Raw genomic sequence first — 13,435 nt, 5'->3', positions numbered from 1 at the left:
GCGGCCGGGCAAGCTCACTACTCACCATTTTCACTATTTATGATACGGATGATTGTTTTTTATACTAAGAGCTCTGTAAATTTGTTCAAATAAAACAATTTTTGCTATTTTATGACCCATAGTTAAAGGAGTCAGCGAAACATTAATCCCTTTTTTTTTGAATTCCTCGTCAAATCCCCAAGCACCCCCTATAAAAAAGTTAATTTTAGGATATTCAAACATCTTTGAAAATTCAATTGAATCAATCAGTTTCCCTTCCGGCGTTAATATAATATTGAACCCCTCAGCTGTATATTTTTCAAAAATGTTTGAATATTCTCTTTTTGGATTATTTGTTTTGGAAAGATTTTTAGAATAGAGTGTTATATTTTTAACATCTGCAAAAGCTCGTGATTTTTTTATAAATTCTTCAATCTCTTTTTTATATTCTTCTTTTTTTTCAATCGAATAGACGTTAATTTGCATATATCGCTTCCTATTACTTTTATGGCTGGAATTTTATCATAAATTTTTACTCCGCCTATAATTGCAACAGGATGATTTGAAAATTTTATAAGTTCTATTGCTTTTTTTCCCAAAATATTTGATGTATCTTTTGTGGAAGTTTTTTTGTAAGCTCCAAGCCCTATATAATCAAGCGGTAGTTTATTGGCTTTAAGTATCTCTTTTTTATTGTGAGTGGAAAGACCAACAATTTTGGTTTTAAATTTGTTGTCTTGTAACTTGTAACTTGGAACTTGGCCACTAATTTTCCCATTTTTTAAATTTAATATCATTTCTTTTTTTGACAGATTAAATCTTTTGCATAAATTTTCAAGGTCTTCCTGTCCTATGTGTATTCCGTCAGCATAAGGAAGAAGTTCTATTACATCATTTATTATTAATGTTTTTTTCCACTGTTTTCTAATTTCACGGAGTCTGTTTAATTTTTCTTTCAGAGAGGAATTTTTGTCTCTGTATTGTAAAAATTTTGCTTTAAGTCCTTTTGCCGTTTTGCAAAACTCTTTAATGGATAAATGATATTTTTGCAGCGTATCCCAGTCTAAGAGGGCATAAATCATTAACCGGCATTCTTTAGCGTATATTTTAATAAATCGGCAATACTCTGTTTTAATTTGTCTCTTTTTACAACCATATCTATTAGCCCGTGTTCAAGTAAAAACTCCGCCCTTTGAAAGCCTTGGGGCAGATCTTCCCCGATTGTTTGTTTAATAACCCTGGGTCCTGCAAATCCAATCATTGCCCCGGGTTCTGCAATAATAAAATCGCCTAAGAATGCAAAACTTGCACTTACTCCCCCGAAAGTCGGGTCTGTTAAAACAGAAATATAGGGGAGATTATGTTCAGCTAAACTTGCAAGTGCCGCGGATGTTTTAGCCATTTGCATAAGAGAAAATGTGCTCTCCTGCATTCTGGCACCTCCGCTGGTGGATACAATAACCAAACCGCATTTTTTCTCAATGGCTCTCTTTACAGCCCTTACTATTTTTTCACCTTCAACGCTTCCCAGGCTTCCTCCCATAAAGTTAAAATCAAAAACAACAAGCTGGGTTAAGATAGAATTAATTCTGCATTCTCCGCTTATTACAGAAGAGTAGTTTTGTGTTTTTTTGTAATTTTCTTCTATTCTTTTTTTATAGCTTTTCTTATCCACAAAATTTAGAGGGTCGTTAGGTTTTAAGTTTTTGTCAAATTCAGTAAAAGTATCTTCATCAGCAAGTAATTTTATTCTGTCATTTGCGCTCATTCTGAAATGATATCCGCATTTTGGGCATGTATTGTTTTGTTTTTGAACTTCTTTGTAAAAACTAATTGCACCACATGCGGGACATTTTATCCAGTTGTTGGAGGTGTCTTCTTTTTTAGGCTGAGGTTTTTTAAATTTTTTCAAAAAATTACTGAATCCCATTTTATTCCTTTATTATCCTTAGAATTTCTTCTAAATCATTTTTTTTAGGTGCCATTATTATTAAACTCTCCTCAAAATACCAGAAATATTCGCTGTTATAAAATTTTGCGGCGGCAATATCGAATTCCCTTATTTCCCCTTTGTATATTACCGCTTTTGAAAATTCTCCGTAACACAGGGATAAACTGAGTGCACCAGGTGCTCTGAATTTTAAATTATGTTTATTTAATTTTGCGACAATTTCCGGATTTTTGTATGCCTTTTCAAATAAAACGACATCGTGTCTGTAATTTGACTGAAACGGTTTTCTAAATAAATTTTCAAATCTTTTGCCGTTTTTGTCTTTAACAAAATAATCACCGTTACTTAAATTTACAATAACAGCCGCTTCATCTTCAAGATAAACACTGCTTCCAAAATAGGGGATATGGTTTGAGACGTTGTAACTTCCGTCAATCGGGTCAATTATAATTCTTTTATCTTTCTTGTTATCTATAAACCCTCTTTCTTCTGAAAAAATATTTCCATAGTGGCTTAATGCCTTTATAAACATTTCTTCTGCCAAAAGGTCTATTTTTAAACTTCTATCACCTCCAAATCCTATTCCTTTGGCTTCAAAAATACCTTCTTCTTCGTGAAGGGCCCTTATGATTTTTAAACTTGCGCATAAAGTAGCATCGATAAAACTCATTTTTTACCTTTAACTAAACTCGGCCATTCAATAGAATTAAAATTTTCATCATAAACGCTTGGAGTTCCTTTTGCCTGAAGTTCAATTGCCGCTCTTTTTGATTTTTCAAGCTCGCTGTAACATTTGTTGAGTTCTGTTTTTGAAGGTTTATAATTTTTCCATTTATTATCCCCAAGCATTGTTTCTTTCATTCTTTGAGATTTTTCTTCATCTGTTTTTCCCGCTAAAATATAACAGCTCATTGCCCTTGCGTCTTTATGAAACGGCAAAGGGAACAAAATTACATGAACTCTGTAATTTTTTGCCAGGTTATTTTTTGTTTTCTGTTCCATCATTCTGCAAAACGGACACTCAGGGTCTGTAACAACATATAAATCTTTTTTACCTTTTCCGAAAGAAAAAGATATTCCCTCATTTACTATTTTTTTATTTACCGGAAAATTTGCGCTTAATGTGCTTCCGTTTTTATTGTTTAATATTCTTCCTATAACAGTATATTTTTTATCGGCTGTTATATAAATATTTCCGGCTCCTCTTTTTGTTTGAATATTTATTATATAAAATCTGTCTTTTTTTACACCTCTGACTTTGATAAGGCCTTTTTTAATATCCTGAGCGAGTCTTGGATATAAAATACTTGATTTTAAAACGGAATTTAATTCTTTTTTAGGTAACAGTTTATCGCTTGCAAATAGACTTATTGCTACACTTAAACTTAAAAATACTTTTTTCATTAATTCTCCTTGAGTTTTTTTAATATTTTTTCAACTTTTTGTTTTGGATTTTTATCCTGATAAACAGGTCTTCCCACAACTATAAAATTAACTTTATTTTCTTTTGCCGCTTTTATATCAGCAACTCTTTTTTGGTCTCCTGCATCTTCTCCAAACGGTCTTATTCCAGGCGTAAGTGTAATAAAATTATTTGAAGTGATGTTTTTAATTTCCTTGCTTTCCCAAACACTGCATACAACTCCATCAAGCCCGGAATGAAAAACTGTTTTTGCGAATTCTTTGGCTTTAATGTCAATATCGTTTCCGTATATTTTTTTAAATTCATCGTTTGAAAAACTGGTCAGTGCCGTTACCGCCAAAACTAACGGTCTTTTTTCGAATTTAGAAATTCTTTTCATTACTTCTTTCATTGCTTTTTCACCTGCACTTGCATGAATATTGAACATATCAATTCCAAGTTTTGTGATTTCTTCTGCTGCATCAGCCATTGTATTTGGAATATCATACAATTTTAAATCTAAAAAAATATTATAGCCTAAGTTTTTTAATTTAAATATAAATTCGTTTCCGTCTCTTATATAGCTTCTAAAACCGACTTTAAGCCAAATATCATTTGCATATTCGCCAATTTCTTTAGCTAATTTTAAATTTTCTTCTTTACTCGGTAAATCTAAAGCAATACAGAGTTTCATTTTATTTATCCACCTTAGGAAGGGTAATTCCTTTTTGCCCGTGATATTTTCCTTTTTTATCGGCGTAGCTGATTTCGCACATTTCATCATCAGCGCTAAGAAAAATTAACTGTGCAATTCCCTCATTTGCATAAATTTTTGCCGGAAGAGGTGTGGTGTTGCTTATTTCTATAGTAATATGCCCTTCCCATTCAGGTTCAATCGGTGTTACATTTACAATAATCCCGCATCTTGCATAAGTTGATTTTCCAACACATATTGCAAGTACGTCTCTTGGCATTTTAAAATATTCCACACTCCTGCAAAGTGCAAATGAATTTGGAGGAATAATGCAGTCGCCTTTAATATTAACTACATTGTTTTCATCAAAATTTTTAGGGTCAACTATAGTGGAATTTATATTTGTAAAAACCATAAATTCATCACTTACTCTTATATCATATCCGTATGAAGAAACTCCGTAGCTTATAGTGTTTGTGCGAACCTGTTTTTCTTCAAAAGGATTTATCATGCCAAATTCTTTGGCCATTGTCCTAATCCATTTATCAGATTTTACACCCATTGGCTTCCTTTTTTGAATATTTAAAATTATAACAAATTTATGATATCATTTTAAAAAGGATTAAGGAGTTAATATTATGGATATTGAAACATTAAAAGAAATTGTAAAAATATTTGATAATTCAAAAGCCAATGTTTTGGAACTTGAAAATGAAAAATTTAGGATTTTTCTTGATAAATCTGTAAAAACCGCTCCTGCCCAGATACCGGCACCGGCATTGGCTTTGGAAGAAACTCCTAAGGCTGTTCAAAAAGTGGAAGCAAAACCTGAGTGTGAAGTGGAAGGGGAACTTATTACTTCTCCGATGGTCGGGACTTTTTATCAGGCTCCGAGTCCGGATTCCCCTCCTTATGTAAGAGTGGGCGATAAAATAAAAAAGGGAGATACGCTTTGTATTATAGAAGCTATGAAAATAATGAATGAATTGGAAGCCGAATTTGATTGTGAAATACTCGATATTTTAGTGGAAGACGGCCAACCTGTTGAATTTGATACCCCCCTTTTTAAGGTTAAAAAATTATGAAAAGAATTTTAATAGCAAACAGAGGGGAAATTGCCTTAAGGGCTATCAGGGCTATACATAAATTAAAAAAAGAGGCTGTCTCAATTTATTCTACGGCCGACAGGGATGCAGTTTATCTTAATTTTGCCGACGGGGGCGTCTGTGTAGGCGGCCCAAGAAGCAATGAGAGTTATTTAAACATACCCTCTATAATAAGTGCGGCAGAAATTACTGAATGTGATGCAATTTTCCCCGGATACGGATTTTTGAGTGAAAATCAGACGTTTGTAGAAATATGCAAAGCCCATAATGTCGCTTTTATAGGTCCGAGTCTTGAAGTTATGGAGCTTATGGCCGATAAATCAAAAGCCAAAGAAGTTATGAAAAAATCTGGTGTTCCCGTAATTCCGGGTAGTGCCGGGGCTGTAAAAGATGTTGAAGCTGCTAAAAAAGTGGCTGCTGAAATAGGATATCCTGTTATTCTCAAAGCGGCAAGCGGCGGAGGCGGAAGAGGAATGAGGGTTGTTGAAAATGAAAGTTATATAGAAAATGCTTTTTTGGCAGCTTCAAGTGAAGCCCAGAGTGCTTTTGGAGACCCAACTATTTATATGGAAAAATATATTGAAAAACCGCGCCATGTTGAAGTTCAGATTTTAGGCGACAAACACGGAAATGTTATTCATTTGGGTGAGCGGGACTGTTCTCTTCAAAGAAGACACCAAAAACTTATAGAAGAATCCCCGGCAGTTATTTTAGATGAAAAAACCAGGAATAAATTACGTGAAACGGCTGTAAAAGCCGCTAAAGCTATAGGATATTATTCAGCCGGAACAATTGAATTTTTAGTAGATAAAAATTTAAATTTTTATTTTATGGAAATGAATACAAGGCTTCAGGTAGAACATCCGGTAAGTGAAATGGTAAGCGGAATTGATCTGGTTGAATGGATGATAAGAGTAGAAGAAGGTGAAAAAATACCTGAACAAAAAGATATAAATATAAAAGGGCATTCCCTTGAATGCAGAATTTTGGCCGAAGATCCTGATAAATTTATTCCAAATCCCGGAAAAATTCAAAAGCTTTATATTCCGGGAGGAAAAGATGTAAGGGTTGATACACATATATATGCAGGTTATATTATTCCCCAGTATTATGACAGTTTAATTGCAAAAGTAATTGTTTTGGGAAAAGATAGAAGCGAAGCCATTGAAATTATGAAAGAGGCTCTGAGGGAATTTCAAATAAGCGGCATAAAAACTACAATACCGTTTCATTTAAAAATGCTTGAAAATGAAGATTTTCTAAATAATAACTATGATACTAAATATCTTGAAACTAAGGGACTTGCTTAAAATTTATTATTTTACCTTTCAAGTCCCCGATTTTTAATACATTTTTTACAATTCCTTCTAAAGTAACCCAGTTTTTTTGGTTTATAAGTAAATATAGAATTCCTTTATCCCCTGAAAAAACTTTATTATATAAATTTGCTTTTATACAAACGCCTTTACTCTCAAAAATATTTTTTTTGCAAAAATTTACATCAACCCTTCCGTCACGCTTTCTTGCCCCTAATGCATAAAATGTATAAATTTTATTTTTGTCTTTGAGATATAACGGCAAATTAAAATAAAGGCTTAAAATATCCTGAGGCGCATAATAATCGAATTTTTCCTTTCCGTCAAATTTGTTATTAAAGTATTTTATCCTTGTAATTGTTTTCTTTTTATGGTCAAACAGATATATTCTTTTATATTCTTTATCCCCCCTTTTTCTGTATGTGATATATTCAAAAGGAATCAGTTTATTATTTTTAATTATTCCTATGCTTGTGTATTTTTGTATCATATGATGCGAAAGTACGGCTGCGAGCCCTTTTGTTTTTACTATTGTCTGAATTTTATAGTTTGTCTGATTCTTTTCAAAAAAACCCTGGGCTGTTGCAATTGTGCCGAACCAGCCGTATTTTGCCTCATATGTGGCAGTTATTGTTTTAGAGTATAATGAAAAGAATAAAAAACATAGTAAAATATATTTCATAATTTGCCTTTTTTAGAAATTATATCAAAGGAGACAAATGAAAATAGTGTTTTTAGATGCTCTAAGCCTTGGAAATGTAGATTTTGAAAGGTTTAAAGAATTCGGTGAGGTTGAAATTTATCAGACTACAGATAAAGATGAAACAATAGATAGGATTAAAGATGCTGATATAATTGTAACTAATAAAGTTGTAATTGATAACAGTGTTTTAGATAATGCAAAAAGATTAAAATTTATTCAAATTGCTGCAACTGGGATGAATAATGTGGATATAGAATATGCTAAAAAGAAAGGGGTTATTGTAAAAAATGTGGCGGGATATTCTACAAATGCAGTAGTTCAACATACTTTTGCTTTAGTTTTAGGACTTATAAATAAAATTTGTTATTTTGATAAATATACAAGAAATGAATATTCTAATTCTAAAATATTTACCCATATTCAAAACTGGTTTGAGATTAAAGGTAAAATATGGGGAATTATTGGACTTGGTGAAATTGGAAAGGGTGTTGCAAAATTAGCTAAAAGTTTTGGAGCTGAGGTTGTTTATTATTCTACAAGCGGTAAAAATAATTCAGATGAATTTAAAAGAGTTGAACTTGAAGAGCTTCTTAAAACTTCAGTAATAATAACAATCCATGCGCCTTTAAACGAAAATACAAAAAATCTTTTAAATTATGAAAAACTTTCGCTCTTGCAAGAAGGAAGTATTTTAGTAAATGTTGGAAGAGGTGGAATAATAAATGAAGATGATTTGTCAAAAATTTTAAAAGAAAAAAATATTTTTGCAGGTCTGGATGTATTTGAAAAAGAACCTGTAAATATTGATAATCCGCTTTTAAAAAGTAAAAAAGTTTTATTAACCCCGCATATGGCCTGGAGCAGTATTGAAGCAAGGAAAAAATTGATGGAAGAAATTTATAAAAATATAGAAAAATTTATAAAAAGCGGAAATTAAGCCGTTTTTTCTATGTGTACATCCATTTGAGGATAAGGGATATTTATTCCTTTTTTATCAAATGTTTCTTTAATAGTTTCAAGAAGTTCGCTTCTTACTTCCCAGTACTCTTCACTCTTAACCCAGGGTCTTACATTAAAATTAACACTGCTATCAGCCAATTCTGCAAGAGCCACTGTCGGTGCCGGTTCTTTTAATATTTTAGGATTAGAACTTAAAATTTCTTCTAGTATAGATTTAGTCAGTTTTAAATCATCTTCATATCCCACGCCTATTACCAAATCAATTCTTCTGATTTTTTCTCTTGAATAATTTATTATAATATTTCCGATTATATTGTTGTTAGGAATTATAATTACTCTGTTATCCCCTGTTTTCATAATAGTGTTGAAAATACCTATTTCATCAACAACGCCAGAAGTTCCGGCCGCTTCAACAAAATCCCCGATTTTAAACGGCCTAAGGAATAAAATCAATACTCCCGCACCGAAATTTGATATATTATCTTTAAGTGCCATACCTACAGCTAAACCTGCACCCGCAATTATTGCAGCAAAAGAGGTGGTATCAACCCCTAATGTTCCAAGAGCTGCAATGATTACTAAAATAAGCAGACCGATATATGTTAAATTTCCTAAAAATTTTACCAGTGTAATATCTACTTTTGATTTTTCCAGAAGTTTTTTCACAATATTTGTAATAATTTTCGCAATCCATTTACCGATGATATAAATGGCAATGGCTCCGATGATTTTGATTCCCCACTGCATTGTCAAATTAATATATTTATCCATTTTTTTCTCCTTTTTCGTGTTAACAGTATTTTAACAAATTTAAATGATATTTAAATGACAAAATTTATTTATCAAATTTTTCCCAATGGTTTTGGATTATCATTTTTTGAAGAAGTTTCACATATTCATCTCTTTTTTGGGAATATAATTCCATTGTAGTTGCAGCTATAAGGCCTGTGAATTTTTTATTTTTTAATCTGTAAAAATATCTTAAATTTCTAAATTCTTTATAAGCTGGGTTTCTGTTTAAGTTTAGCATATATACTCTTATTGAATCTTCAATGCTTGGAAATATTTTTAATGAATAATTTATATCAATATTGTCATATCTGTCTTTCGGAGGAAGTCCTTTATTGGAATATTCCCAGTGTCCAAAGAGGTTGTTAGCTAACTTAACAAATCTGCTTTTTCCCCATCCGCTTTCTATTGCAGCCTGGGCCAGGGCGAGTGAAGGGGGTATTGTGTTTATTTTTTTTAAAAATTCATTTTTATTCAGTATATCTTTTATTTTGTATTTTTTGGCCGCTTTGGCCAAAAAAGCAATTTTTTTTGGTTTTAATAAAAAAGCCGGATCGTTAAAGATTTGAATAATTTTTTTTCTTAAATTTAATATATTTTTGTTTTCTGTTTGAATTAAAGGCAGCATTATTTCCACAAATGCTTTTTTTTGCTCGTTAATATTTTTAATATTATAATACCAGTCCGGGAAAGCGGCGTTTAAAACAGTGAAAAGTAAAAAATTAAAAATTAAAAGTGAAATAGTTTTTTTCATTTTACTCCTAAAAAAGTGTTTTCTCTAATGCTTTTAATTTATAGCTGATTCTGTGAATATCGCTAAATCCGAATTTTTTAATTTCTTCAATATGCTCTTTCGTTATATATCCTTTATGTTTGGCAAAATTATATTCGGGATATTTACCGGCAATTTTTATCATATATCTGTCTCTGCTTACTTTTGCCAAAATACTTGCTGCGCCTATTTCTTTAATTTTCAAATCCCCTTTTATTATAGTTTCTATTTGCTTAACCCCAAAATTACTGTTTCCGTCAAACAGGTATTTGTCCGCTTTAATTTTTTCTTTTATTTCTTTTAATGCAAAATTGATGGCAAAAGAAAGCCCTTTTTTATCTATTGTTTTATTATCTATCCATACAATATGATAGACACTGGTCTCTTTTATTATTTCAAATAGTTCCTCTCTTTTTTTAGGAGTTAATTTTTTTGAATCTGTTAACTCTTTATACCATTTTTCACTTTTTACTTTACATTTTTCATTTATTAAGCATCCGGCTACTACCAAAGGTCCAGCTATAGGTCCGCGTCCTGCTTCGTCTATTCCGCAAATCTCCATTGCCAAAACGGCTTTACCTCCACTTCAAAATTTTTATGTTTTATTTCAAGTTCGTTTGAAATTGTAATGATTTCAATTTTTTTTACATCGTTTACTTTGTTTAGTTTTTCCAAAATTGTGTTTTCATCTGCAAAAGGCATTACAAGTATTCCCATCTCTTTTTGAGGCAAATAAAAATTAAGGGTATCTTTGTAATAAATTTCTTTTTCATTTAATTTAAGAAAAACCATATTTTCAAATTTATGGAAAAAATTTTTTTTATTAGTTAAAATATTTCTGAAGGCAAAATTATAAGCAAAAAATTTTTTAGGTGATTTTGGTGCTTTATACTTTTCAACTTCATAAATAACCCTGTTTTTAATCAATTCGTTTGTTGTTTTATAAAAACTGTCTTTACTTATTTTTATTCTTTTTTTTAAAATCTGAAATATTTGATAAAGAGTCAGCTTTTCGCCGATGTGGGCAAAAAAGAATTTTAAAATTTCTTTATTAAAAGGTAGTAAGTCAAACACATCTTTTAAATATTCTTCTTTAAAATAATCTTCTACAAAAGCGTTTTTTGCAAAATTCCCGTATTTTAAAAATTTATCAAATGTGTTTGTCGGGGAATTTGATTTTTCGAAAGCGAAAAATTCTTCAAAATCAAGCGCTTTTAATTCTATTTTTTTAAAATTTTCAATTTCAATATTTTCAGAGCTTGTTATAAAAACTGTTTTATCAGCAGGAATTTTTACCGAAAAATCGAAATTTTCAAAAATAATTAAATCGGATGTTAATTCAAAGTTTTTTTCCCTGTAATCAGAGAAGTTATAATATTCCCAGCTACCTTTAAATTTTTTTAAAAAATTAAAAATCAAAAATGTTTTTCCAACCCCTTTAGGGCCGGTAATTAATGTGTTTTCATAATTTAATTTTATTTTTCTGTCATATATTTTTTTGGGAAACATAAAAACCTTTTTGCTTAATTATAACATAATTAAAAATCCCGCCATTGCTATCAGGCTTTCGTATAAATATAGATTTTCTCCGTATAAAATTCCTGATATGACACTTCCTAAAAATGCGGCAAACCCGTAACCGATTCCTGCATAAAACTGCTGGGCAAGTGTTTTGTTTTTATAAATTCCAAAAAGATACAACATAGCAGATGTATGGAATATAGCAAAAGAAAAAGCATGAAGCAGCTGCGAAAGCGCTATTAAAATTATATTGCCTGCAAATAAATATAGCATCAGCCATCTAATTGATGTTAAAAATATTGAAATTTTAATCCAAAAGAGAGGGGGGTATTTTTTTATAAATTTATGTTGAATTAGAAAAATTAAAATTTCAGCAATTACCCCTATAGCCCAAAGCCACCCGTTTATCTCTTTTGGAATGTTATGATTTAAATTATAAATTGTAAAAAAGTTATAAAATCCCCCGAAACTAATCTGCATTAATATTAAAGCAAACCAAAATTTCCATGCAATAAAAAAATTTATCGGTCTGTTTTCTTTTTTTACATATTTGTCTTCCAAAAAATATAAAGCTGTAATATTGGTACATATCATCAAAATAATAAAAATATAAATGAAATTTATTTTAAAATATGAAAATATAATCCCAAACAGCATAAATCCCAGACTTCCATACACTCTCGCCCTGCCGTAATTTTCTTTTAATTTTTCAACTGCAATTGTTTCAATATAAGGAAATATTACACTAAAGCATGCCCCTATCAGAAAAAAAGCGAAAGAAATTAAATAAAAATTTTTATTGATAAGTAAAAATGAAGCAAATATTGAAAATGTAAGCGCCGATAAAAATATTTTTTTATTTATTGTAAGTTTAAAAAACAAAAAAGGAGTTAAAAATCTGGCAATTGGAAGCATGGAAAAAAGAATTCCTATTTGAGCCGGTGTAAAATAAACTGAATACATTTTTGGCATAAAAATTACATAATCACCGATTAATGCAAAAAAGAGGAAATAATATAAACTAAGGGCTATAAATTCTCTAAGCACGCTTTTATTGCTTTTTTATATCTGTTTTTATCAAACTTTGGATACGTAAAATTTCTTACTTTTTTACAAAAAGTGCTTGCCGGCCACCATGGGTCATTTATATATCTCGGTATTATGTGAAAATGGAGGTGGGGAACCATATTTCCGAATTCAGCAATATTTATTTTATCAGGATTAAGCAGTTTTATCATTGTTTTTTCAATATTTTTAACAGACTGCATTATTTGTATTATTTCTTTATCTTCCAAATCGCTGAATTCTTTTATATGTTTTTGTGTAATGATTCTAATGTAGCCAGGAATTTCATTAATCAAAATAACCCTAAAAAGGGTATTCTGAAAAATTATATCTTCATTTTCCGGATTACACAAAGGGCAGTTCACTAATTTCCTCTGCTGCCGGGTTTAACTGGTTTGCTTCCTGCTTTGCACATTGGGCAGTTTTGTGGTTCATAAACTTCAAAATCAAAGTCTTCTAACGCAAAAAGAGGTTTGTTTTGGGGTAATTTACATTCAGGTTTTCTCTCGGTTTTTCCATTAACTCTTTTACAGACGCCTCTGTTGGCAATTGCCCCAAATCCTACTACCCTGCCGCCTCTTTTTTCAATTTCCCTTGCCGCTTCCATTGCGGATCCGCCGGTTGTGATAATGTCTTCACAGATTAATACTTTTTCATTTTCCTTTACTTCAAATCCTCTTCTTAAAGTCATTTTACCGTTAACTCTTTCGGTAAAAATAAGTCTGACACCAAGAGCCCTTGCTAATTCATATCCGGCAAGCAGTCCCCCGATAGCCGGAGAACATACAGTATCTATTTTAACTCCGGCTTCAATTATTTTTTTTGCAAGTTCTTTTGCCAAAGTCTCGGCAACTTCTGGATATTCCAAAACCCTCGCACTTTGAAGGTAATATTCGCTGTGTTTGCCGCTGCTTAAAAGAAAATGGCCTTTTAATAAAGCGCCATGTTTTTCATAAATATCTTTTACATTCATTTGTTTATTTTTCACTTAATTAAACTTTCATTACTTCATCAATTTTTTTATTTACAGTTTCATCAACTTTATTAACAAAACTATCGGTTATTTCCTGAATTTTATCGAGTCCTTTTCTTTCTTCGTCTTCTGTTATTTCTTTGTCTTTAAACATTTTTTTTATTTTATCATTGGATTCGCGTCTTACGTTTCTAATAGCTATTT

19 protein-coding genes (1 of these 19 cut by a window edge) are annotated in these 13,435 nt (G+C 31.0%); 3 read left to right on the top strand and 16 right to left on the bottom strand.

Annotated elements, in window-relative coordinates:
• Positions 1–33: 33 nt before the first annotated feature.
• From DZ64_RS0103980 to dcd, 7 genes are read right to left on the bottom strand one after another with little or no spacing between them, the layout of a single operon-like run.
• Positions 34–465, bottom strand: a complete 432-nt coding sequence (locus DZ64_RS0103980; protein ID WP_024789521.1) for a 23S rRNA (pseudouridine(1915)-N(3))-methyltransferase RlmH — start codon at positions 463–465, stop codon at positions 34–36.
• The gene (locus tag DZ64_RS0103975; RefSeq protein ID WP_024789520.1) at positions 399–1,061 is read right to left on the bottom strand and encodes a thiamine phosphate synthase; all 663 of its coding nucleotides are present in this window, start codon (positions 1,059–1,061) and stop codon (positions 399–401) included. The genes DZ64_RS0103980 and DZ64_RS0103975 overlap by 67 nt, the downstream gene beginning before the upstream one ends.
• Complete coding sequence (gene accD, locus DZ64_RS0103970; protein ID WP_024789519.1) at positions 1,061–1,909, bottom strand: acetyl-CoA carboxylase, carboxyltransferase subunit beta; 849 nt, start codon at positions 1,907–1,909, stop codon at positions 1,061–1,063. The genes DZ64_RS0103975 and accD overlap by 1 nt, the downstream gene beginning before the upstream one ends.
• Position 1,910: 1 nt before the next feature.
• Positions 1,911–2,600, bottom strand: coding sequence for a suhb (locus DZ64_RS0103965; RefSeq protein ID WP_024789518.1), 690 nt, complete (start codon positions 2,598–2,600; stop codon positions 1,911–1,913).
• Positions 2,597–3,334: a thioredoxin fold domain-containing protein gene (locus DZ64_RS0103960; protein WP_024789517.1), complete on the bottom strand. Its 738-nt coding sequence runs from the start codon at positions 3,332–3,334 to the stop codon at positions 2,597–2,599. The genes DZ64_RS0103965 and DZ64_RS0103960 overlap by 4 nt, the downstream gene beginning before the upstream one ends.
• Positions 3,334–4,026 carry an orotidine-5'-phosphate decarboxylase gene (pyrF, locus tag DZ64_RS0103955; RefSeq protein WP_024789516.1) on the bottom strand — a complete coding sequence of 231 codons (693 nt, stop codon included), beginning with the start codon at positions 4,024–4,026 and terminating at the stop codon, positions 3,334–3,336. Before pyrF ends, DZ64_RS0103960 begins: the two co-directional genes overlap by 1 nt.
• A 1-nt stretch (position 4,027) precedes the next feature.
• Positions 4,028–4,588 carry a dCTP deaminase gene (dcd, locus tag DZ64_RS0103950; RefSeq protein ID WP_024789515.1) on the bottom strand — a complete coding sequence of 187 codons (561 nt, stop codon included), beginning with the start codon at positions 4,586–4,588 and terminating at the stop codon, positions 4,028–4,030.
• A gap of 76 nt (positions 4,589–4,664) precedes the next feature.
• On the opposite strand from dcd, the gene accB reads away from it, so the two are divergent.
• Together accB and DZ64_RS0103940 are read left to right on the top strand one after the other, a co-directional pair.
• Positions 4,665–5,111 (top strand): acetyl-CoA carboxylase biotin carboxyl carrier protein, encoded by a 447-nt coding sequence (gene accB, locus DZ64_RS0103945; protein ID WP_024789514.1) that lies wholly within the window; start codon positions 4,665–4,667, stop codon positions 5,109–5,111.
• Positions 5,108–6,442 carry an acetyl-CoA carboxylase biotin carboxylase subunit gene (locus DZ64_RS0103940; RefSeq protein ID WP_024789513.1) on the top strand — a complete coding sequence of 445 codons (1,335 nt, stop codon included), beginning with the start codon at positions 5,108–5,110 and terminating at the stop codon, positions 6,440–6,442. Before accB ends, DZ64_RS0103940 begins: the two co-directional genes overlap by 4 nt.
• Here the strand turns inward: DZ64_RS0103940 and DZ64_RS0103935 are convergent.
• On the bottom strand, positions 6,426–7,130 hold the full coding sequence (locus tag DZ64_RS0103935) for a DUF3108 domain-containing protein (RefSeq protein WP_024789512.1): 705 nt from the start codon (positions 7,128–7,130) through the stop codon (positions 6,426–6,428). The genes DZ64_RS0103940 and DZ64_RS0103935 overlap by 17 nt on opposite strands.
• Before the next feature lie 37 nt (positions 7,131–7,167).
• On the opposite strand from DZ64_RS0103935, the gene DZ64_RS0103930 reads away from it, so the two are divergent.
• Positions 7,168–8,088 (top strand): D-2-hydroxyacid dehydrogenase, encoded by a 921-nt coding sequence (locus DZ64_RS0103930; protein ID WP_024789511.1) that lies wholly within the window; start codon positions 7,168–7,170, stop codon positions 8,086–8,088.
• On the opposite strand, the gene DZ64_RS0103925 is transcribed toward DZ64_RS0103930, so the two are convergent.
• From DZ64_RS0103925 to frr, 8 genes are all read right to left on the bottom strand, one after another.
• A complete protein-coding gene (locus tag DZ64_RS0103925; RefSeq protein ID WP_024789510.1) occupies positions 8,085–8,882 on the bottom strand; it encodes a mechanosensitive ion channel family protein in 798 nt (265 codons plus the stop codon). The two genes, DZ64_RS0103930 and DZ64_RS0103925, sit on opposite strands and share 4 nt — an antisense overlap.
• Positions 8,883–8,946: 64 nt before the next feature.
• A complete protein-coding gene (locus DZ64_RS0103920; protein WP_024789509.1) occupies positions 8,947–9,654 on the bottom strand; it encodes a glucosaminidase domain-containing protein in 708 nt (235 codons plus the stop codon).
• Between the two features lie 7 nt (positions 9,655–9,661).
• On the bottom strand, positions 9,662–10,234 hold the full coding sequence (locus DZ64_RS0103915; protein WP_024789508.1) for a ribonuclease HII: 573 nt from the start codon (positions 10,232–10,234) through the stop codon (positions 9,662–9,664).
• Positions 10,216–11,181, bottom strand: a complete 966-nt coding sequence (locus DZ64_RS0103910; RefSeq protein ID WP_024789507.1) for an ATP-binding protein — start codon at positions 11,179–11,181, stop codon at positions 10,216–10,218. The genes DZ64_RS0103915 and DZ64_RS0103910 overlap by 19 nt, the downstream gene beginning before the upstream one ends.
• A gap of 18 nt (positions 11,182–11,199) precedes the next feature.
• A complete protein-coding gene (locus tag DZ64_RS0103905; protein ID WP_024789506.1) occupies positions 11,200–12,240 on the bottom strand; it encodes an MFS transporter in 1,041 nt (346 codons plus the stop codon).
• A complete protein-coding gene (locus DZ64_RS0103900; RefSeq protein ID WP_024789505.1) occupies positions 12,222–12,623 on the bottom strand; it encodes an HIT family protein in 402 nt (133 codons plus the stop codon). The genes DZ64_RS0103905 and DZ64_RS0103900 overlap by 19 nt, the downstream gene beginning before the upstream one ends.
• Positions 12,623–13,231: an orotate phosphoribosyltransferase gene (gene pyrE, locus DZ64_RS0103895; RefSeq protein WP_024789504.1), complete on the bottom strand. Its 609-nt coding sequence runs from the start codon at positions 13,229–13,231 to the stop codon at positions 12,623–12,625. Before pyrE ends, DZ64_RS0103900 begins: the two co-directional genes overlap by 1 nt.
• 19 nt (positions 13,232–13,250) lie before the next feature.
• A protein-coding gene (gene frr / locus DZ64_RS0103890) for a ribosome recycling factor (protein WP_035003107.1) crosses the window boundary here: on the bottom strand, positions 13,251–13,435 show its 3' end. 370 nt of this gene lie beyond the right edge of the window; only the last 185 of its 555 coding nucleotides appear in the window; its start codon lies off the right edge, out of view — the gene reads right to left on this strand; the stop codon is at positions 13,251–13,253.

The organism is Lebetimonas sp. JH292 (assembly GCF_000523275.1).
GTDB lineage: Bacteria > Campylobacterota > Campylobacteria > Campylobacterales > Nautiliaceae > Lebetimonas.
The sequence above is the reverse complement of the archived record's forward strand: the minus strand, read 5'-3'. Positions and strand labels throughout refer to the sequence as shown.